The sequence below is a fragment of the Macrococcus sp. PK genome (assembly GCF_022501545.1).
GTDB lineage: Bacteria > Bacillota > Bacilli > Staphylococcales > Staphylococcaceae > Macrococcoides > Macrococcoides epidermidis.
Genome location: NZ_JAEPRF010000015.1, coordinates 189,206 through 210,311, shown reverse-complemented (window position 1 = coordinate 210,311; position 21,106 = coordinate 189,206). Strand labels below are relative to the sequence as shown.

Below are 21,106 nucleotides of genomic sequence, written 5' to 3'. Positions count from 1 at the left end.
TCACTCCTAACAGCAGTTACCCCCAGGGGCACAACAGTTATTTTGTAAATCATGAACTACGATAATATCTAATACTTCATCTGTTGTCATATAACTACCTGTTTTGACAACTTCGTCGTTAATCATCGTAATCGGCATAATCGCTTCACCTTTATCTTTGATTAATGTCATGATTGCTTCATGTCGCACAAAAGCATTCGGCGCGCTCGTTAAGTTGTAACGTAATACTTTAATTCCATTTTGTTTCATCTTTTCAATATCACCATTCACTCGAATCAGTTCCTGATCAGGAGATGGGCCACATACACCTGAAGAACAACACATCGCTGGTTCAAATAATTTAATTTCTACCATAATTAACACTCCTCATTTGTTTTGCACACACAATTTTGATGTGGTACAAAAATTTGATTTTGTAAATTGACGATTTGTTCGATGACTTCTAAGTTGTTAGCGTACATCACGTTCGTACCCTCTTTCCAACTCGTTACGATACCGCTTTGTTTCAATTGTTTCATATGATGCGATAACGTCGGTTGCGAGAATTCAAAATGCTCTAAAATATCACATGCACATAACGGACCACAGCTCAGTAAATCCACAATTTCCAGACGATTCTTATCTGATAATACTTTCAACAACTTAGCCAAATATTCATAATCCATCGTTTCACCTCTTTATATAGATGATTGTCTATATTCCACTTATAGTATACATTGAATATAGATGATCGTCTATATTTAAATTAAAAATAAAGAAGACTGCATTTTTTACAGTCTTCAGTCTATAAATCCCAATTCTTTTGCCATCTTCCATGCAAGTACTCTGTTATCTGCTCCGAGTTTTTCTAAAATAATGCTCGTATAATTACGGACGGTGCCATCACTCAAAAATAACTTTTGACTGATTTCTTTACTCGTCAATCCTTCTCCTATTAACTTTAATATCTCCTGCTCCTTATCAGTTAATGGATTTTTAGTGAGCATTAAAGGCAGAAGTTCTGGACTATACTCTTTTTTCCCCTGCATGACAGAATGAATCGTCTCTGTAAGTTCATCTACTGAGCGTTCTTTTAATACATATGCGTCCACATCTAAATTTACAGCACGTCCAAAATAACCAGGACGTTTAAATGTTGTGACTATAATAACTTTTACATCTAACTTGTGTTCTCGAATATATGCAAGCACTTCTAATCCGCTCTTTTCAGGCATTTCAATATCAAGCAATGCAATATCAAATGAGTCATCAATAGCATTGATTGCTTCTGCGCCGTTCGACACACTTACAATTTCATCAAACGTACCACTAATCACCAACAGTTTCTTCATTGCTTCACGTAACATACTTTGGTCTTCTGCATGTAGTAATTTCATGACTTCACCTCTACTGTGACATATACGCCAAGTCCTGGATTTAAGCTTTTCGTTTTCACGATACCATCCATTGCCTGCGCTCGCGCTTCGATACTTTTTAAACTCATACCATTTGATAATCCTTTACCATTATCACTCAATGATAAATTTAATATGTTATCAACTTGATCAATAAGAAGTTGAACTTTCGTTGCCTCACTATGTTTGATAACATTATTAATCAGTTCTTTAATCAGCATACTAATTTCATGCTGCTGAATTTCATTAACAGACTCGTAATGAACCTTTCTCTCAATTTCAATATTTGCATCATTCAATATTTTCTCAACTTGTGTTACTTCATCCTCAATTGTAGTCGATTTAATATCTTCAATGATTGACCTTACTTTATATAATGATTCCTGTGATAGTGAATGAATTTCCTGTAACTCCTCTTTCGCCATATCAGGATATTTATCGATCAATTTCACCGCAAGTTCAGATTTGACAGCAAGCGTACTAAATACCTGCCCGAGTGAGTCATGTAAATCCTGAGAAATACGATTACGTTCAATTTGTGTAGAAAGCAACGCAAGCTTTTCATTCTTAATGTTCATCTCATATTGCTTGCGTGATTGCTCTGCGAAGTAATCCATAGAGAACATCATCATGATAATGAATAATACATGCGGTGATAAGTCGATGCCATATGAAGGACTTTGAATAAATAATACAGCGTAATTTAACAACAAAGTAATCAGCGTTATTCTACCGTATAAAGAATTTATATTCTTTCCTAAGGCATAAGGAACATATGAAATCGGAAATAGATAGAATAAAATATTACCAGGATTACAAAAATGAATAAATATCGTGATACTTAATATCACAATACAAAACGCAATGAATATCTTTTTATTCTTATTACTATTCATCATGTAGATGACTGATATTAAATACAGAACAATAAATAATAGCTTCATCAATTTCCATTCAAGTGATGCTGTTTGCAACATACTCGTTATAGGAAAAATTAAAAATATCAATGATGTGCCGTATTGCATCAAATTGATGTGTTTCCATTTCAATTAAATCACTTCCGATCTCCTTCTCATCCATACACTTATCATTATAAAGATGACAGCATAGATAAGTAAAATCCCAATCGATTCCCATGGATAACTTTCTTCAAATTGTCCTGCTGCGATATTTTTAAAGTTATACGTTGGTGTTAGTTTCGCGATTGGTTGTAACCATTCTGGGAATGTCACGACTGGAAACCATAAACCACCCAACATTGCTAAACCAAGATATAAAATATTACCGAGTGTACTGACTTTTTGCGCATCTTTAAATTGAGATAATAGAATACCAAGTGTTAAGAAGATAGTTCCGCCAAACAGTAATCCAAAGAAACTGATGATCCATTCTAGTGCGCTCATATTCACGTCTTTTACAAAATGGCCAACTAAAAATACAATGACAATTGAAATCATAAACATGATGACAATCTTTATGACCTTACATAAATAATAAATGATAGGGTTCAATGGCGTTCTAAATAATGAACGGCTCCACCCATTATTCTTATCGTTAATCATTTCAACTGGGAAAGTGAATATCGCAAAACTTGTTAAACTAAACGTCGTCATTGAAAGCATATAATCACGGATATAAAATGTCATTTGCTCAGGCTTTGGCGTCTTCATTAAAGCAGCAAACACTAAAAAGAATACAACAGGTAGCAAGACTGACATGATAAACACACTTTTACGCTGGCTCATATCAATCATCTCGTACTTTAACATCGCTTTAAACTGTTTCATGACGTTCCTCCTCCACAACTTTAAATACTCGGTCAAGCAATGACTCATTCGTAATTTCTACATGTTCGAAACTAATATGATGATTCAACAATACTTGAACCACAGCATCAACTTTTGCTGTGTGAATGATAATGTATTCACCGTCGACTTTTGTAGATGAAATATCCTTTAAATCCATTGTTTCCGCTTCATATTTCCTAGGTAATACAATTTGTTTCTGCGTTGATTCCTCACGCAGTGCACGAGGTGTTGAATCACGTACTATTTCTCCTTGATGCAGTACGACAATACGGTCAGATAAACTTTCAACTTCCTCTATATAATGTGAAGTAAAAAAAATTGTCTTACCTTCTACCTTCAGTTCTTTAATTAATTCATAAAAACGTTTACGTGTAGAAGTATCCATACCAACAGTAGGTTCATCTAGAATGATAAATTCAGGACGCCCCATCAAAGTCAACGCAACATCTAAAATACGTTTTTGACCGCCAGAAACTTTATCCGCTTCAGTGTTTAGCACCGTATCGTCAAATTGGGTGATTGTTTTGATTTCTCCAATCGTTAAAGCGTTTGGATATAAGTTTTGGAAAAACTCAATAATCTGTTTCACTTTCATGTTCGGAGTAAAATAAGTATGTTGATATAAAACACTCGACTTATAATGATCCAATATCAAAGCCTGACCCTCAATATTACCTGAAGTCATTTTTTTATTACCTAACATACAATCAATCAATGTTGATTTCCCAGCACCATTAGGACCTACAAGCGCTACTGCATCACCTTTGTTAATCGTTAAGTTTATATCTTTTAGAATATGTTTCTTACCAATATCTTTATTTAAGTTTGTAATTGTAATCATGGGAATCACCCTCCTTACCTTTATTAAACAGAAATGTAGTTAAGAAGATAATTCACATACGTCATGAGATTAATATGACATTTGTCATAAAGGGAAAGGATGAGTTTACTCATGTTATTTGCCGGTATTTTCGATTTACCGGCAATCATTTTCGAATTTCGCCCATTTTTATGATTTCATTGCCGGTATTTTGTCGGCCAATATTTTAAGATTCGGTTGCTTTCCAACAAAATTTGGCCGATAAACTCAATTTATCGGCCAATTTTTGCTCATATATTCAAATTCACTACAATATTGGCCGATAAAAAAAATCCCCCCCCATTCGGAGAAGGAAAACTTGTAACTATAATGCATTAATCATCCAAGTCACACCAAATGGATCCTTAAAATGACCATAAAGTTTAGACCATTCTGTTTGTCCTAAAGGCATTTCTTCTTTACAACCCGCTGCAATAGCTTTGTTGTAAAATTCAGTTGCAGCTTTAATCTCTTCTTCATTGTTGCCATCAAATGTGAAGCAAACTGAAGTCCCTTCATTACTCACTTCTTTTTGACCCCAAGTATCACTCACCATAAAACGTTCGGCGAAAATCTCAAACTCGGCATTCATTACGAATTGCTTTGCAACGTCATCAGGCATTTTGAATTCGTCTGGCATGTCTTTGAACATTTCGTCATCACCTAAAGTTTTGCTAATAATCTTTGCGCCTAAATGTTGTTCGTAAAAATCTAGCACCTCTAAAGTATTGTGGAAAATGAAATACGGCACTGCTTTAATCATATTGCCATCCCCTTTTATTTAAATTTTGCACAACTCAAAATACACTTTAAGTATACCAGGATACATAGAATATATAAAATGTGATGTTAATTATTATTTCTATCTATGTAAAGAACTTCTCCATTAATATACTCAACATTATCACCATCAAATAACACGGCTTCATTATCTCGAATACAATATGTATTCATTCTAGTTCCATTTAAAACATGATCATAATATTCATCTTTATAGTGACAAGTAATTGCACAATCAATTAAACCCAAAGGTTTCGTATCACGCGCCTCTTCAAAATACGAAACGTCTTTTCCAAGTGATATACCACCGCCACTTTGTCCATAAATTACTTTTTCTTTCTCATACCAAGCAATTAATTCTACTATGCCTGCAGATCTGATTTCACCAACTAACTTTGAAATAGAACCACCACTGATATAAATTGCTTCATATTGATTAAGCATTTCTAGGGAGATGTTATTCAAATTTGTACACAAATCAACTTTACGAATTCCTATACTATTAAACATATCTTTAACATAGGCATAGCTGTCTTGGTAACTCCTAATTGATTCATCACCCGCATTTGGGATGTATAGAACCGCTCCATTATTAATTAAATCAGCAAAATACTGATTCACAACAACATTGCTTTCTTTTGATCCACCACCGGAAACAAGTACAACCAAGCTATCACCTCTTAATTCATTTCTTATTATTTTATCACAATTAACTATCTTAACCATTCTAACCCATGTAATGCGCTACTTTTCTTTCGCTAATTAGAACAATATCGTATAAGATTAAATTGAACACATGAAATGGAGGTACATATGATTACTTGGGAAGAAGAAATGATAATACCTGTAAATATCGAAAAAGTATGGTCATTATTTGATTTAGAAAACATTCAACGCATTATGCCTCAAATTGTTGAAATGAAAGTATTAGAAAAGAAACCGGGTGTTGTGGGTTCTACGTATGAACAATCGTACAAAGAAGGCAACAAGGTAATGAAGTACATCGTGACGGATTTAGAACATGAAGATACACCGACCCGCAAACACAACAAATCTGGATTTCAACTTGCTAAGATGTTTGATATTGAAGCAGATTATGTATTAGAAAAGATTTCAGAGCACGAAACGCGCTTCATTTACAGCGGTTCGAATAAAGGAGTCAACTTTGCTGGAAAAGCGATGCTTAAATTAATGCCAAAAAAACAAAATCAAAAAGTTGTTGATGATTTTATGCAGCGCGTAAAAGTAGAAGCAATGAAGGAGAACAATTAATGAGTATATTAGCAGCAATTATTGCCGGAGCATTAGCCTTTATGGTAGGCGCACTTTGGTATACCGTATTATTCGGTAAGTTATGGCAACGAGAAGTCGGTATTTCAGATGAACAAATCAAAGCAGCAGGTAGTGGTACACCTCAAATGATTACAGGTTTTGTAGTAGAAATTCTTGTATCACTACTCATCTTTTTCATATTGTCGCACACAGATTTAAATATTTTCTGTGCTGGATTTACGATTGCAATTATTTCTATCTTTTCAGCTCTTAAAAACTATTTCTTTGAAATGAAATCCTTTAAATTAATCGCAATTAATGAAAGTTACAAACTGATTTGTATTATGATCATGACGTTAGCAGCATACTATTTTGGATAAGGAGTGAAGATTGATGGAATTAGGCAATTTTTCAGTAAGTTTACCGGTAAAGGATATTCATGCATCACTTAAATTTTATCAAACATTAGGCTTTGAACAAGTCAGTGGCGACATTACGCAAAACTGGGTTGTGTTAAGTAATGGTGCAGCACGTATCGGATTATTTCAAGGAATGTTTGAAGAGTTTATGATGACGTTTAATCCGAAATGGAATGAGAAAGGTCAGGAAATTGCTGGTACAGATGTACGTGAAATCGCAGCTAAATTAGAGGCAGCAGGTTATGATTGCATCACACCGTTAACAGCTGAGAACGAATCTGGCCCAGGATATTTTATGGTAAAAGATTTAGACGGTAATACATTATTATTTGATCAACATGTATAAGGAGCGTTCATATGGAGAAATTTTGTCAAAGTTGTGGTATGCCACTTAATCTGCACGGTGAAGATGTTCGTGGTACAGAAGTTGATGGGAGCTTAAGCTCTAAGTATTGTAATTATTGTTACAAAGACGGTAAGTATATTGATCCTAATATTACGATGGAAGAAATGCTTGAACGCGGTAAGCAAGGTATTTCAAATGGCAAAGGGAATCCAGTTGCTAAATTTATGATGAAAGCTTTCTATCCGATGCAATTGAAGAAATTAGAACGATGGAAATAAGGGATGTCTTCGGACATCCCCTTTTCATTTCCAAATTCATCCTATTCGTTGTTATACTTAAATCAACATGATGAAGGAGTGATTGATTTGAACAACCGACTTTACGACATACTCGATTTATTAATCAGTTATAATACTGAAAGTCCTCCGGCAAGGAATACAGACCCATTACAAAATGAAATTGAACAGCTACTAAAAAATCTTAACTTTCAAATCGAAAGAATTCCACTGTATAAAAATGATTCTGTAATCGTAGCGACACTAAAAGGTACGGATGCAAATGCTCCAAAATTAATATTAAACGGACATGTAGATGTTGCTGAAGTAAGCGAAGATGAATGGACATATCCGCCATTTCAGCTCACTCAAGTTGATGACTGGTTATATGGGCGAGGTGTCAGTGATATGAAAGGTGGCATGAGTGCATTATTTTATGTATTGGAAAGACTATCACACGAAAACATTCAGCCTAAAGGAGATATTATTGTTCATTCAGTCGTCGGTGAAGAAGTTGGAGAAGCCGGGACAAAAACTGCCTGCGAACATTCTCCTAAAGCTGATTTAGCACTGGTATTAGACACAAGTGACTGTGTAGCACAAGGTCAAGGTGGCGTTATTACAGGATGGATTACTGTTAAAAGCAATAATACCATCCACGATGGCGCCAGAATGAATACCATCCATGCAGGCGGTGGTTTGTTTGGGGCCAGTGCAATCGAAAAAATGATGAAAGTGATCACCGCTTTAAGAGAACTTGAACAGCACTGGGCAGTAATGAAATCAAGTCCTGGAATGCCTGCAGGTGCAAATACGATTAATCCAGCTGTCATTGAAGGTGGCAGACATCCAGCCTTTATTGCAGATGAATGTAAACTCTGGATTACGGTTCATTATTTACCTGAAGAAAATTATCATGATATTACGAAAGAAATAGAAGATTATTTAAATAAAGTAGCCGATGCTGATATATGGTTAAGAGAAAATCCGCTTTCTTTTGAGTGGGGCGGCACTTCAATGATTGAAGATAAAGGTGAAATCTTCCCAAGTTTTACAGTACCTATAAACCATCCAGGATTCGAACTGCTAGCGACATCTCATCAATCAGTATTCAATACACCTCTAAAACACGAAATGAGCTCAACTGTTACAGATGGTGGATGGTTAGCAGACTTCGGTATACCGACGATCCTTTATGGGCCAGGACAATTATCTGAAGCACATAGTGTGGACGAAAGAATTAGTGCAACAGAGTTAGAACGATTCTCTCAAGTATTATACGCATTCCTAAAAGAATGGTATGAGTCACCAAAAGCAAAGACCGTCTGAGTATAACTTAGACGGTTTTTTGTATATCAATCTTTCCACCTTTACGCTGTAACAGCAGAAACACTACTGTCAAACTCATAAATCCAATGCCTGAAATATAAATTGGCACATCTACACCAAATTGTTTTGCCACAACGCCTCCAAGCAATGATCCAACAGGCATCGCTACCATACATAGTGCATTCATTATAGTGCCTACACGTGCTAACACTTTGTTATCAACCATCTTCTGAATATAAGTAAACATACTGATATTTAGCACCATAATTGGTAACGTCATTAAACCATAAAAGAAAATTGAAGCATAATAATTTGGAACGATAGCTGTAAGTACCATACATACACCAGATATCAATGGAGAAATCATTAATATCTTGTTAATATCTACATCTTTAAATTTAGGAGTAATCAAAGAACCTATCAAAGCGAAGACAACACTCGCCGTTAAATAATAGCCATATGCATAATCTCCACCTCTACTATAAGTAAATGCCGGCAATATCGCATTGGTCATACTACCTGTAAAGTTTGCGATCATAGCAGGTAAGGTAAATAAAAACAACTTATTACCCACGAAATATTTCCATCCATCAGTTATAGAAGTTCTGTAAATTTCAGTATTAAATACGCCGTTATCAATATGGCTGTATTTTATCTTGGAGAAGAATAGCACAGCTAGGAAGAAGGTCGCTGCATTTAGAAAATAAACACTTTCTATACCAGCTTTCATGACTAGCCAAACTGTTATTAATTTTGCAATGACACCTATTATCGTTGAACCTGTACTTACAAAACTGTTATATCCAATAAGTTCATCTTCTTCCATCACCAAAGGAGACAATGCACTTTCCGCATTACCTTCTACTACTTCTATTAATCCTAAGATAAACAGACTAAATAATAATACACTTATAGGCATAAGATTCAAATAGAACATCACTGCAATAAAGATCATAATAAATAGTTGCATGATTTGTGCGATTAGCATCATCTTCTTGCGATTGAAGTGATCAATTACCGGGCCAGCAAAAGCAGAAAGAATACCTGGTGTAAAGATAATTGCTGAAGTGACACTCGTAATAAAAGCATCTTTTGTCACATCAAAGATATACCACATAATTGCCACTGAATAAATTGAATCACCTAACGCTGAAATGAGCCTTCCCGTTAAAAGATAATTTTTGTCCGACATATCATCACCCCTATTATTTTTTATCGTTAAAATATATTTTACTGATAAAAATAAATAAGTCAATGAAAATTATCAGACTATTTTACTAAACAAAAAAATAGAGCAGCTTATGCTACTCTACTCAGTTTCATCTTTATATGATGACAGTTGAATTTGATACACATTTTTATGATCTAAATCTTTATACTTTTCTTCATACTTTTGACTTAAAGCTCTCATTTCGTTCATTAATTCCATCCATTGTTCATATGGTAATTGCACTTCTAAATTAGACATTTGAGCACTGTTAGGTGTCTCAATCTTCTTTAATTCTTCATCAGTCAATTTACCATACTCATCAGCATCTCGTTTGAGTGCATCGAATACTTTTTGAACTTCTAATGTGTAAAACGCTAGTATAGTATCGAAGTTTTCTTTTATTGCTGGAAAATCAAAATTAATTGGTGATTTATTTAAGTGTTCACTTGAATAATAATATTCAGTCATATTCTTGATTTGTCTTTCTTCAACTATTTTTAACGCTTCAACTTCCATCAGTTTCTTAATAGGATAATACAGATTTGATGTCTTAACATCTAAAGCTTTTGCAATCTCTTTCGTTGTCATCGCTTTATCCCGTGTCAGCTGAATGATTTGATTTGCTTTTTCATCAATTAATATTTTCAGTAATTCATTTCCCATTTCCTCACCTACAGTTTTTATCGTTTAAAATAATTTTAACATAAAAATAAAAATAATATTTAACAACCTTATATTCTACATTGTCAAAATATTTGTATCTATTTTATGAAATTCACTCTCAAATCGTGTATGATTATTTTATTATATTTTAGGAGTGTTGTTATGTTATATATATTGCTTGCCTTTGTTATTGGGCTGATGATTCCTGTGCAAACTGCAGTTAATTCTAGGTTACGCACATATGTTTTATCACCATTTGTAGCATCATTTATTTCTTTTTTAGTGGGAACAATTTTTTTATTCATCATGACACTCGCGACTAAACATAGTGTTTTAATCGCACCATCAATTTTCTTCAACAATCCGTTATGGATCTGGCTAGGTGGTATTTTCGGTCTTATCGGTCTTACGACAAACATTTTACTTTTTCCGAAACTAGGTGGCGTGCAAACAGTGGTACTTCCAATTATGGGGCAAATTATTATGAGTATGCTTATTGATCATTTTGGATTATTTTATTCACCCGAGAAAAGTTTCACCATTTTGCGATTCATCGGAATTGTTATTTTATTACTCGGTGTATTGTGTGTAATCGTATTACCAGATTACCTGAGAAAGAAACGACAGGCCATCCATATTCAAGGTAGCAGCAGCAATAAATTACCTTTTCAGTTGTTAGGCGTTATTGGAGGGATGCTTATGGCCAGTCAATCTGCAATTAATGGGCATTTAGGCAGCTTACTCCACTCAGCTGTTCACGCTGCGTTTATTTCATTTTTAGTAGGAACTTTGATGTTATTTATTGTTGTAACTTTTGTGAATAAGAATTTAAGCAATTTTAATTTGGCATTTGGCAAAGATAAGCCTATATGGATCTGGTGCGGTGGGATTATCGGTGCTTTCTTTGTCTTACTTATGGCATATCTCGTCCCTATAATAGGTACTGGATTAGTAGTCGTCATTTGTTTATTCGGGCAAATTTTATGCAGCATTATCATTGATATGTTCGGTTTAATTGGTGCCAAAAAAGTCCCAATTACACGTGTTCAAATGTTAGGCTTAGGATTGTTAGTATGTGCTGTAGTGATGATCAGGTTATTTTAAATATATCTTCTTTGTATTTAGGAAATTTCATTTAACGTCGTGATTACTATTTATCATTTTCATTTATATTACATATTTTGCTATAATTGTATCGAGGTGATCATGATGAATAACACGCTTCCTTTAATGGATATCAACAATAGTACATCAATGATCTATAAAGTATACAGTATTGAACATGATCCAAAAGTAGTGAAATTTGAAATTGCTTTTATTAATGGGCATCGTAACTTACTATTTAAACATATATTATATGAAGAAGATCTGATTATACTCAGTCACCTTCAATCATTGAACACAGGTAAATATCATTTTGTAGAACCATCATTATATATCGATATCAAGAATATTCATGAAACGACTATCGATATTACGATTCACTTAAAAGCTTTATTAGAAAATCATGATTCTTCTCACCGCACTGATAATGCATACGATATGACTGTTGAGAAACATGGTTTCATTCAATTTATCGAATATTTACAGCACCACCTGGTACAATAAGACTATTTCAATTCTCCTAATATATGCCTCAATACACGTAAAATAAATTCTTATTTTACTCATATTGTATTAAAGTGACTATAAATACTAGACAATTGTGATGAATCATTATATAATAAATTCAAATATTATCGTACATATGCAAGAAATTAAGGCTCTTCACATCATTACAAAGAGTAATAATGTAAGACAACACTTTTTGTAATATGTGAAGTGTTTTCTTTGTAAAACATTAGATATTATTTAATAATTTATTGGAGGTCATTATATTATGGCACAAGGTACAGTTAAATGGTTTAACGCAGAAAAAGGTTTTGGATTCATCGAAGTTGAAGGCGGAGACGACGTATTCGCTCACTTCAGCGCTATTCAAGGTGAAGGTTACAAAACTTTAGAAGAAGGACAAGCAGTTGAATTCGATATCGAAGAAGGTCAACGTGGACCTCAAGCTGCTAACATCGTTAAATTATAATATTTAATGTTGAAAGATAAGCCCTCAAGGGGCTTATCTTTTTTTATCTATAATTTCATTTTTACAGCTATTATTGATCCAATTAGGCAATATAAAAATAAATATTTCACTCAATTTGACTGATACCTACGCACTTTATCGAGATATTAAGACCAAATCACAAGAACACATGTTTGACTTATTAAACGATCCGTTATATACTTAAGTCAAATATATCGGACATATGCAACAAACAAAGCTTCTTCACATATTACAAAAAGTAATCGTGTTAAGTCGAGACTTTTTGTAATATGTGAATTTTTCTTTGTAGGAGAAACATTAGATATTATTTAATAATTTATTGGAGGTCATTATTATGACACAAGGTACAGTTAAATGGTTTAACGCAGAAAAAGGTTTTGGATTCATCGAAGTTGAAGGCGGAGACGACGTATTCGCTCATTTCAGCGCTATTCAAGGTGAAGGTTACAAATCTTTAGAAGAAGGTCAAGCAGTTGAATTCGATATCGAAGAAGGTCAACGTGGACCTCAAGCTGCTAACATCGTTAAATTATAATATTTAATGTGAAGAAATAAGCCCTCAAGGGGCTTATTTTTTTTGTTTATTGAGAATATTTTATTCATATGTTAACATTATTGGTATAAAAAACCATAAGGAGTGTCTTCATGAGAGAATTACTTGCTGGTATCGTTATTCTAACTTTCATCTTGTTCGAATTATTTAAATATAAAATATATGGTCAAACGACGATGTTTAAAACAAAACACCCAGTAGATAAAGAAAAAAGAATGATCGGAACTTCTGCTTATGCAAAAGCGTTCGATTATGTTATCGGCATCCTGTTCTTCTTTTCATTCTATAAATTATTAACACTTGATACTTCCAAACCATTAAATATCATTCAGGACGTGCCTGAACTCGTTTACTTAGGCGCAACTTTAATCGTGTTGCTTTATAGTTACATTAAAGAAAATAAAAGCTTTATGTAAGAAGTAGATTCATGCTACTCTATTCAACAATTTATGGCACACTTACCAGGTGAAAATAAACTAAAGTTACAAATACATTGACAAAACTTGATATGCGTTATATACTTAGTACAAATATATCGAACATATGCAAGAAACGTAAGGACTTCACATATTACAAAAAGTAATCGTGTTAAGGGTTTGCTTTTTGAAATATGTGAAGTTTTCTTATGTAAAACATTAGATATTATTTAATAATTATTTGGAGGTCATTATTATGACACAAGGTACAGTTAAATGGTTTAACGCAGAAAAAGGTTTTGGATTCATCGAAGTTGAAGGTGGAGACGACGTATTCGCTCACTTCAGTGCTATCGAAGGAGACGGTTACAAAACTTTAGAAGAAGGTCAAGCAGTTGAATTCAATATCGAAGAAGGTCAACGTGGACCTCAAGCTGCTAACATCGTTAAATTATAATATTTAATGTTGAAAAATAAGCCCTCAAGGGGCTTATTTTTTTTGCATAAAATTAATAATACATCCTTAAGGAAATACTAAAAATTAAAGAAACATAGAATATCATCATAATCATCTATAGGTAATATAACCTTATAGTCTTTTATATCTACATATTTCCCTTTAATCATTTCTTTAGAAATTGGTTCTTTCATATCAACAAAAAGTGCCATTTCACATATAGTGCCCTGATTTCCATTAATGTTATAATACTTCATTAAAAATTCAGGATGAATATTTCCATTGATAAGTAAGAAACCTTCATATTTTTCATATTCAACTTTGTATTGTTCTAAAATTTCATGCGTTTCTTCATAACCTTCATTTAATATTGCTCCTGTGATATTAAACGCTTCTACTAGTTCAAAGAACTCAAGTGAATCCCATGTAGCTGACCATCCAATGGATTTATATCCTCTAATTTTAGTATCAACAAAATATATTATGTCTTTAACATCTGAATTGAAGGATTCCCATAAATAATTTTCAGTAAGATTAAAAGTATCTTCAACAATTGTGATATCTTCAAATTTAGGATGAATATATAAGTTTCCACTAATTATATTCCAATAAATTAATGGTTGATATTCACTGTCATATATCAATAATAAAGTGTCTATATACCCAATTTGCTCCGCAAAAGACAAATTCATTATCTCTTCAATTTTAATCCTAAAACTTTCTTTGTTATATCTAGGTTCACTCGAAAAACTATGAACGATTATTATTTCTTGTGGGTATTTCCTAAAGATATTTACGATTGCATTCACAGCTTTTTCATTCATCACGTGTCTTTTTATAAATGTCTTCTCTAATTCTTTTCTAATATTTAAATCAATTCTAGATTCATCTACTTCTGGTTTTGATCTTTTCTTTTTAAATAATCCTAACATGTTAATACCACTTCTTCTTTTTAAAATACACCATACTTACAACTAATAATAACGCCATTACGATCAGTACTGTAAAGTATCCATACTTCCATTTCAGTTCCGGCATGTACTCAAAGTTCATCCCGTAAATTCCTGCAATCAATGTCAATGGTAGAAATACAGTGGATACGAGGGTTAACATCTGCATTACACGGTTCATTCTATAGTTGTTATACGATTCATAGTTATTTCTTATTTCATCCGTGAGTTCCTGCGAATTTTTTATAATATTCTTCTGCTTAATCATATGGTCCTGAATATGGTGAATATAATGATGATCGTGTTCTGTTTCTATCATATGCTGATCACGTTCTAATTCATCTACCAGTTCACTCATTGGTACGATAATCCCTTTAATACGAATCAATTTTGCTCTTAAGTCAAAGATATCATCCATTATATAATGTTGCTTCTTATCTTTAGAATGTCTTTTTTCAAAACTAAGCACATTATCTTCTATCGATTCTACAGTCTCCGTATAGAAATCTACTATTTTATCAAGCAACATCATTGCTGCTACTTTTGGTGTCAAATTACTTGGTGCTTCTTCTTCTAATTCTTTCGCTAAAGCATCTATTTCATCTGTTGCTTCAATATCTTCCTCATGATAGGTAATAAAAACATTATCTTTCAGGAGCACATTAATCGTTTCTGCTTCATATGTATCGCGTTCAAACTTCTGGAATACTAAATACTCATATGCATTATAATTTTTATATTTCGGTCTGGAATTACTGTGTATTACATCTTCTATCGTTAATCCATTAATGTCAAAATGTTGTTTAAAAAGTTCACTCTCTTCTTCATTCGCCCCTTCAAAGTCAAACCAAATGAAGGTTGCATCTTTTGGTAAATCATCTATTGTATTAACACGTTTTAGTTTGTTATCGTCATGATACAAAATACTTAATGCCATACTCTCCCCCCTCACACATCATTATACTTTAATAGCATATAAAAAGACCAAAGCTATTTTAACTTTGGTCTGATTAATTTTTTATTCTAGTTTCCGTTAAACATCCAGTGTACACCGTATTTATCATCTAATGCGCCCATCACACCGCCCCAGAATTGCTCTTCAATCGGCATATGCACTTTCGTCTCATTGTGTGCTGCTACTTTATTGAATAGTTCAGTCATTGCTGCAGTATCTTCAGCATTTGATTTGTCCCAGTTTAAAGATAATGTCATGCTATTATTGAAATCTCCAGCTTTACCAAATCTATCTGCTGCATATAATTTATGTCCCGCTACTTTAAATTCAGAATGCATTGTCATCTCTTCAGCTTGTTCCGGGTCTACACCAAATTGTCCTGCCTGTTCTTTTCCTACTGGTAATCTGTTAACGTCTGTTGCTCCAAATACTTCTTCATAATATGCTAGCGCTTCTTTTGCACTTTCAAACGCTAAGTAAGGAATTAATTCTGTCATGATAGACCTCCAAATGTATATTGTAATTCAAATTAAATATATCACAACTTAATTAATTTACATAATGATAACTTATTTTGATGTAGCTGTTGATGCTGCTACTTTATCATCATAAACAGAGATTGTACCACCATAGTTTGCTACCCATACATCACCTGTCGTATTTTCATAAGTGATACCGATTGGATGAAATCCTGCTTCAACACGCGTGATTTCTTTCAACGTCTTCGTATCAAATTTTGATACTGTATTCTCATCATAATTAACGATATACACTGCTGTACTGTCTGGTGAAATTGCCATTGAACGTGGTTCTTTTCCTGTAGTAGCACGCGCAATAACTTTATCTGTTGCAACATCATATTTTAATAGTTCATTAGCACCCGCCACCGTAATGTAGATTGTCTTCCCTTGATTATCGAGTACTAAATGACGTGGTCTTTGTCCGGTCTGCAGAATCATTTCACTTTTCCCTGTTTCTAAATTCACTTTATAAATTTCATTCGAGAACATCGCTGTAACGTAAGCTGTTTTATTATCTGGCAGTGATACAATACCGCGTGGCATTGCATTTAATGGGATTTGTTCTGTTTGTTTAGCTGTCTTAGTATCTACTACTGATAATGATTTATCACACCAGTTAGAAACAAGTAATTTTGAATTATCTTGTGTAAGTGCTACATATTTTGGCACACGACCAACTTGAATGACCTGATCCCAGTCTTGCTTTTCAGCATTATAACGATATACGACAGATTCTGCGATTGCTTTACCTGATGAACACATATCTTCTGCTTCTGCACCATGGTCTGTTAATTGATATTGAGATACATACGCATACTTCCCATCTTTTGTCCAAACTGCTTCAACTGGTGCACCACTTACAGGTTTATCAAAACCTTCGATACCGAACTTTTTAAAGTCTACTGTATCCGATAACTTTTTAATGAGTTTACGTGATTTCGCATCATAAACTGTAATTGTATGCTGGTACATCATATTGTTTGCAATAACCTGACCTTTATTATTCGCGACAACTGATTTTGGAGTAATCGGTCCTTCACTTATTGTATCGATTAATTTCATCGTTGTTGTATTCGAAGCTGGTCTATCTTTATCAATTTGATCTGCGGTTACATCTTCTTCAGACGAATCTTTTGATTCAGTCGTCACTTTTTCTGCTTTGTTTTCTTTAGTCGTTTGTTCTGTGTTTGTTGATTTCTCGGTTGTTTTCTGTTCTTCGTTTGCACATCCAGCCACGAGTATCATTGCTGATAACATTAAATATTGAATCGCACGCATAATGTTCTCCTCTTCTTTTCCATTTTTTATTTAAATATAGCATAAATTAAGTAATGTCACATTGAAAAATTTAGTTTCAATTTATTAATATGTTATAGTGACAGTATGATAACAAAGAGGTGAACGATATGTGGAACAGTACACGATTGACAGATCAACTAAGCATTGCATATCCAATTGTACAGGCGGGCATGGCTGGAAGCACAACACCAGAGCTTGTTGCAGCAATCAGTAATGAGGGGGGGTTAGGAACAATTGGTGCTGGATATATGACCACTGATGTGTTAAGCGATGAAATTGAGGCTGTACGCAAGCTTACCGATAAACCTTTTGCTGTAAATTTGTTCGTGCCTGAAGATATTCAATACGACGATAGTGCCATTCAAATGATGCAGGAGAAACTTAAACCTTATTATGATAAATATGATTTAAAGACAGCAAATGTTAAAATACACTCTGAACAAACTTTTCTTGATAAAATTCAGTTGTTAATGGATATGGAAGTTCCAGTTGTAAGTTTTACATTTGGCATCCCGGCACAACAGATTATTAATCTGCTAAAAAAGAAAGGTATTATAACAATCGGTACAGCAAGTTCAATTGAAGAAGCAAGAATGATTGAACAAAGTGGATTAGATATGGTGGTTGCACAAGGCTTTGAAGCAGGTGGACATAAAGGCGCGTTTACAAAAACGCGTTCAATCGGCACAATGGCATTGATTCCTCAAATTGTAGATAGCGTGTCTCTACCTGTAATCGCAGCAGGTGGAATAATGGATGCGCGCGGTATACTTGCATCACTTATGTTAGGCGCGAGCGGTGTGCAAATGGGGACTACTTTCTTAACAACGCACGAAAGTAAAGCACCAAACGTGCATAAAGAAGCAATCATCCATGCACAACCTGAGGATACAACCGTAACAAAAGTATTCAGCGGTAAAAGTGCGCGTGGTATAGAAAATGATTTTATTAATGATTTGGAAACGAGTGGTACAAATATACTGCCTTATCCGCTTCAAAATGATTTAACGACGAGTATTCGTCAAAGCGCAGCTAAGAACGGTGACACTGCTATTCTTCATATGTGGTGCGGTCAGGCACCTACACTTGCTAAGAAAGTCAATGCACAAGGTTTATTTAGAGAAATCGTGGCACATACCGATCAGTTAATACTGGATTTTAAAATGAATAATATATAAAATACAACACAAAAAAAGCTCTCATTCGAGAGCTTTTTAATATTGTTCTTTTTTCATCTGATAAAGATAGATGGGTATTCCTAAAAGTGTGATGATAGTCCCTGTTAATGCTAACCCAAATTGCGTAAATAGAGTATTAAGCATAACGAACAGTCCTGCCAGTAAAGCAATCATAGGGATGATTGGATACAACGGCACTTTATAAGGACGAACGAGTTCTTTTTCTTTCTTACGTAATACAAATACCGCATAAAATGCCATACAGTAAAATGCCCAGATTACAAATACAAGCATATTTGTGATTGAATCGAAAGCACCAAGAGAAACCATAATAATCGCAATAACGACCTGAATCAAACCACTCATCCATGGCGCACCACTTTTTGTAAGTTTCGTGAATACATTTTTAAACGGTAATAAATTTTGTTTCGCCATCGCTTCTGGTACACGCATTCCTGTCATCGTATAACCATTTAATGCACCATACACGGATACCATTATTCCGATGGTAATTAATTTTCCACCAGACTGGCCAAACAAGATTACCGCTGTATCAGTTGCTGCGTTTAAATTACCTTTCAGTTCAGCAATTGGTGATGTAAATAAAAATGTTGCGTTTACCAGTAAATAAATAATTGTAACTAGACCTAAACCTAATGTGATTGCTAATGGTAAATCTCTTTTCGGATTTTTCATTTCCCCGGCAATATTACCGACATGAATCCATCCATCATAAGCAAACATTGTCGCAAGCAATCCAGCACCAAGGGCTACAAAGAAATTAATGCCTGTATCACCTGTCGTAGGTATTAATGATACCTGAACATCGCCAGTCTGCATTAAACCAAACACGACGATAGCGATAATCGGAATAAGCTTTACAACTAAAGTGACTGATTGCAATATCCCACCAGCCTTCGAGCCCAGACAGTTAATCAATAATATTGAAACCATTGCGATAACTGCTACCGGAAATAGCCATATCTTTCCAATATGAAATAAATTATCAATTTGCTGTGAAAATACAATCGATTGTGCTGCAATCATTGCCGGAAAGTAAATAAAACTTTGTGCCCAGCCTGCTAAAAATCCAAAAAACTTACCATACGTATATTCAATATATGTCGTCAGTCCACCATTTCTCGGAATTGCTGCTGCAAGTTCCGCTACTGTCAGTCCGGCACATATCGTGATCAAACCACCTAATAGCCATACAAACAACGTCATACCTGGTGTTCCTGTTACTTCTGTTATGTTAGATATTTTAAAGAATACACCTGAACCAATAACAGTCCCCATTACAAGTGCTAAAGCTGAAAAAAATCCTATACCTTTGTTCATTCCCTTTTCCATAATTACCTCCTTTTAATCCTCAACCATAATATCATAAAACTGTCATTCTCGTATGGTGTTTTGATAAATTAATTTTCAATATATCTTACTTTAAAACAAAAAAGATTGAGACAAATTCCGTCTCAATCCTGGATATTATTATTTACGTTTCCTTAAATGTTGTTCAATATAGAATGCCGACTCTTCTATCGACTTATACTCTGTATTAATAACAGTAGCATTTAATCGATTGAATACTTCTTCAGCATAGCTCAATTCTTCTTTAATACGTTTCAAATCATTATATTGTCCTGGTCCTGAAAGTCCTAAAACTTTAATACGTTCTGTACGTATATTCATAATATAGTTCGGACTTGCAGTCAGTCCAAATACCTTTAAGTTCTTTTGTTGATATACTTCTTCAGGAATAGGTGATTCAGGCACTAAAGGAATGTTCGCAACTTTAAACCCTTTATTTGCTAGATACATACTTAACGGTGTCTTTGAAGTTCTTGAAACACCAACAATAACAGCGTCTGCTTCTGCTAAATTATGAAAGTTTTTACCATCGTCATATTTCACTGAGTACTCAATCGCTTCAATACGCTTAAAGTATTCTTCATCCATCTTTCTCAGTGCGCCACTTTCACCGACCGGTTCCATATCAGTATGATTTTGTATGACTCTGATCAAGCCTGTCATGTAATCGATATATGAAAGTCCAGTTTCTTTGGCAAATGCTTGTCCCAGACGATTAAATTCAGGGTTTACAAGCGTTGTAACTACGACTGCTTCTTTTTGTTTTGCCAGTTCTAAAATGTTCTTAAACTCTTCTTCATCTTTGATGAATGAAAATTTCTTCACACTTACAGATGTTAGTTTCGGAAATTGAGATAACGTTGCATGAAGCATTCTATCAGCGGTTTCACCGATTGAGTCTGAAATGATATAGATTAATAAATCTTTTGTTTCATATTTACTCAAAATGT

28 protein-coding genes are annotated in these 21,106 nt (G+C 34.0%); 12 read left to right on the top strand and 16 right to left on the bottom strand.

Annotation, left to right across the window (positions count from 1 at the left end; translation table 11 throughout):
- Positions 1–6: 6 nt before the first annotated feature.
- The 8 genes from arsD to JJJ02_RS10205 all read right to left on the bottom strand — a co-directional run bounded on the left by arsD (position 7) and on the right by JJJ02_RS10205 (position 5,567).
- Positions 7–354, bottom strand: a complete 348-nt coding sequence (gene arsD, locus JJJ02_RS10240) for an arsenite efflux transporter metallochaperone ArsD (protein ID WP_239241950.1) — start codon at positions 352–354, stop codon at positions 7–9.
- Positions 355–356: 2 nt separating this feature from the next.
- On the bottom strand, positions 357–665 hold the full coding sequence (locus tag JJJ02_RS10235; protein ID WP_096077374.1) for an ArsR/SmtB family transcription factor: 309 nt from the start codon (positions 663–665) through the stop codon (positions 357–359).
- A gap of 114 nt (positions 666–779) precedes the next feature.
- The gene (locus tag JJJ02_RS10230; RefSeq protein WP_111717339.1) at positions 780–1,376 is read right to left on the bottom strand and encodes a response regulator transcription factor; all 597 of its coding nucleotides are present in this window, start codon (positions 1,374–1,376) and stop codon (positions 780–782) included.
- A complete protein-coding gene (locus tag JJJ02_RS10225) occupies positions 1,373–2,443 on the bottom strand; it encodes a sensor histidine kinase (RefSeq protein ID WP_239241951.1) in 1,071 nt (356 codons plus the stop codon). Before JJJ02_RS10225 ends, JJJ02_RS10230 begins: the two co-directional genes overlap by 4 nt.
- On the bottom strand, positions 2,444–3,181 hold the full coding sequence (locus tag JJJ02_RS10220) for an ABC transporter permease (RefSeq protein WP_239241952.1): 738 nt from the start codon (positions 3,179–3,181) through the stop codon (positions 2,444–2,446). It abuts the gene before it with no gap.
- On the bottom strand, positions 3,168–4,043 hold the full coding sequence (locus JJJ02_RS10215) for an ABC transporter ATP-binding protein (RefSeq protein WP_239241953.1): 876 nt from the start codon (positions 4,041–4,043) through the stop codon (positions 3,168–3,170). Before JJJ02_RS10215 ends, JJJ02_RS10220 begins: the two co-directional genes overlap by 14 nt.
- 343 nt (positions 4,044–4,386) lie before the next feature.
- On the bottom strand, positions 4,387–4,824 hold the full coding sequence (locus JJJ02_RS10210; RefSeq protein WP_239241954.1) for a VOC family protein: 438 nt from the start codon (positions 4,822–4,824) through the stop codon (positions 4,387–4,389).
- Between the two features lie 86 nt (positions 4,825–4,910).
- Complete coding sequence (locus tag JJJ02_RS10205) at positions 4,911–5,567, bottom strand: Type 1 glutamine amidotransferase-like domain-containing protein (RefSeq protein ID WP_239241955.1); 657 nt, start codon at positions 5,565–5,567, stop codon at positions 4,911–4,913.
- An 87-nt stretch (positions 5,568–5,654) separates the two neighbouring features.
- Between JJJ02_RS10205 and JJJ02_RS10200 the strand changes: the two genes are divergently transcribed.
- The 5 genes from JJJ02_RS10200 (at position 5,655) to JJJ02_RS10180 (ending at position 8,482) form a co-directional block, all read left to right on the top strand.
- Positions 5,655–6,113, top strand: a complete 459-nt coding sequence (locus tag JJJ02_RS10200; protein WP_239241956.1) for an SRPBCC family protein — start codon at positions 5,655–5,657, stop codon at positions 6,111–6,113.
- Positions 6,113–6,493, top strand: coding sequence for a DUF1761 domain-containing protein (locus JJJ02_RS10195; RefSeq protein WP_111717327.1), 381 nt, complete (start codon positions 6,113–6,115; stop codon positions 6,491–6,493). Before JJJ02_RS10200 ends, JJJ02_RS10195 begins: the two co-directional genes overlap by 1 nt.
- Before the next feature lie 13 nt (positions 6,494–6,506).
- A complete protein-coding gene (locus JJJ02_RS10190; RefSeq protein ID WP_240837323.1) occupies positions 6,507–6,878 on the top strand; it encodes a VOC family protein in 372 nt (123 codons plus the stop codon).
- An 11-nt stretch (positions 6,879–6,889) separates the two neighbouring features.
- Positions 6,890–7,156: a zinc ribbon domain-containing protein gene (locus tag JJJ02_RS10185; RefSeq protein ID WP_111717324.1), complete on the top strand. Its 267-nt coding sequence runs from the start codon at positions 6,890–6,892 to the stop codon at positions 7,154–7,156.
- An 87-nt stretch (positions 7,157–7,243) separates the two neighbouring features.
- A complete protein-coding gene (locus JJJ02_RS10180) occupies positions 7,244–8,482 on the top strand; it encodes an acetylornithine deacetylase (RefSeq protein ID WP_240837325.1) in 1,239 nt (412 codons plus the stop codon).
- Between the two features lie 7 nt (positions 8,483–8,489).
- Here JJJ02_RS10180 and JJJ02_RS10175 read toward each other — a convergent pair whose 3' ends face one another.
- On the bottom strand, positions 8,490–9,674 hold the full coding sequence (locus JJJ02_RS10175) for an MFS transporter (RefSeq protein ID WP_240837327.1): 1,185 nt from the start codon (positions 9,672–9,674) through the stop codon (positions 8,490–8,492).
- A gap of 117 nt (positions 9,675–9,791) precedes the next feature.
- Positions 9,792–10,355 (bottom strand): winged helix-turn-helix domain-containing protein, encoded by a 564-nt coding sequence (locus tag JJJ02_RS10170; protein WP_099578795.1) that lies wholly within the window; start codon positions 10,353–10,355, stop codon positions 9,792–9,794.
- Between the two features lie 162 nt (positions 10,356–10,517).
- Between JJJ02_RS10170 and JJJ02_RS10165 the strand changes: the two genes are divergently transcribed.
- The 6 genes from JJJ02_RS10165 to JJJ02_RS10140 all read left to right on the top strand — a co-directional run bounded on the left by JJJ02_RS10165 (position 10,518) and on the right by JJJ02_RS10140 (position 13,882).
- Positions 10,518–11,459, top strand: a complete 942-nt coding sequence (locus JJJ02_RS10165) for a DMT family transporter (protein ID WP_240837329.1) — start codon at positions 10,518–10,520, stop codon at positions 11,457–11,459.
- 105 nt (positions 11,460–11,564) lie between these two features.
- The gene (locus JJJ02_RS10160) at positions 11,565–11,963 is read left to right on the top strand and encodes a hypothetical protein (protein ID WP_239241960.1); all 399 of its coding nucleotides are present in this window, start codon (positions 11,565–11,567) and stop codon (positions 11,961–11,963) included.
- Positions 11,964–12,234: 271 nt separating this feature from the next.
- The gene (locus JJJ02_RS10155; protein ID WP_096077387.1) at positions 12,235–12,435 is read left to right on the top strand and encodes a cold-shock protein; all 201 of its coding nucleotides are present in this window, start codon (positions 12,235–12,237) and stop codon (positions 12,433–12,435) included.
- Positions 12,436–12,790: 355 nt separating this feature from the next.
- On the top strand, positions 12,791–12,991 hold the full coding sequence (locus JJJ02_RS10150; protein WP_099578802.1) for a cold-shock protein: 201 nt from the start codon (positions 12,791–12,793) through the stop codon (positions 12,989–12,991).
- A 110-nt stretch (positions 12,992–13,101) separates the two neighbouring features.
- Complete coding sequence (locus tag JJJ02_RS10145; RefSeq protein ID WP_111717313.1) at positions 13,102–13,425, top strand: hypothetical protein; 324 nt, start codon at positions 13,102–13,104, stop codon at positions 13,423–13,425.
- A gap of 256 nt (positions 13,426–13,681) precedes the next feature.
- The gene (locus JJJ02_RS10140) at positions 13,682–13,882 is read left to right on the top strand and encodes a cold-shock protein (protein ID WP_086041794.1); all 201 of its coding nucleotides are present in this window, start codon (positions 13,682–13,684) and stop codon (positions 13,880–13,882) included.
- A gap of 77 nt (positions 13,883–13,959) precedes the next feature.
- Here the strand turns inward: JJJ02_RS10140 and JJJ02_RS10135 are convergent, their stop codons facing one another.
- From JJJ02_RS10135 to JJJ02_RS10120, 4 genes are all read right to left on the bottom strand, one after another.
- Entirely contained in the window at positions 13,960–14,814 is an 855-nt protein-coding gene (locus JJJ02_RS10135) for a hypothetical protein (RefSeq protein ID WP_240838831.1), read from the bottom strand.
- 1 nt (position 14,815) lies between these two features.
- Positions 14,816–15,769, bottom strand: a complete 954-nt coding sequence (gene corA, locus JJJ02_RS10130) for a magnesium/cobalt transporter CorA (RefSeq protein WP_239241963.1) — start codon at positions 15,767–15,769, stop codon at positions 14,816–14,818.
- Positions 15,770–15,855: 86 nt separating this feature from the next.
- Positions 15,856–16,284 carry a VOC family protein gene (locus tag JJJ02_RS10125; protein ID WP_133446834.1) on the bottom strand — a complete coding sequence of 143 codons (429 nt, stop codon included), beginning with the start codon at positions 16,282–16,284 and terminating at the stop codon, positions 15,856–15,858.
- Between the two features lie 72 nt (positions 16,285–16,356).
- A complete protein-coding gene (locus JJJ02_RS10120; protein WP_240838829.1) occupies positions 16,357–17,586 on the bottom strand; it encodes a YncE family protein in 1,230 nt (409 codons plus the stop codon).
- A gap of 128 nt (positions 17,587–17,714) precedes the next feature.
- Between JJJ02_RS10120 and JJJ02_RS10115 the strand changes: the two genes are divergently transcribed.
- Entirely contained in the window at positions 17,715–18,785 is a 1,071-nt protein-coding gene (locus tag JJJ02_RS10115; RefSeq protein WP_239241965.1) for an NAD(P)H-dependent flavin oxidoreductase, read from the top strand.
- A 36-nt stretch (positions 18,786–18,821) separates the two neighbouring features.
- On the opposite strand, the gene JJJ02_RS10110 is transcribed toward JJJ02_RS10115, so the two are convergent.
- Both JJJ02_RS10110 and JJJ02_RS10105 read right to left on the bottom strand, forming a co-directional pair.
- A complete protein-coding gene (locus JJJ02_RS10110; RefSeq protein ID WP_239241966.1) occupies positions 18,822–20,138 on the bottom strand; it encodes an APC family permease in 1,317 nt (438 codons plus the stop codon).
- A 138-nt stretch (positions 20,139–20,276) separates the two neighbouring features.
- Positions 20,277–21,101, bottom strand: a complete 825-nt coding sequence (locus JJJ02_RS10105) for a pyruvate, water dikinase regulatory protein (RefSeq protein WP_111717300.1) — start codon at positions 21,099–21,101, stop codon at positions 20,277–20,279.
- Positions 21,102–21,106 lie beyond the last annotated feature (5 nt).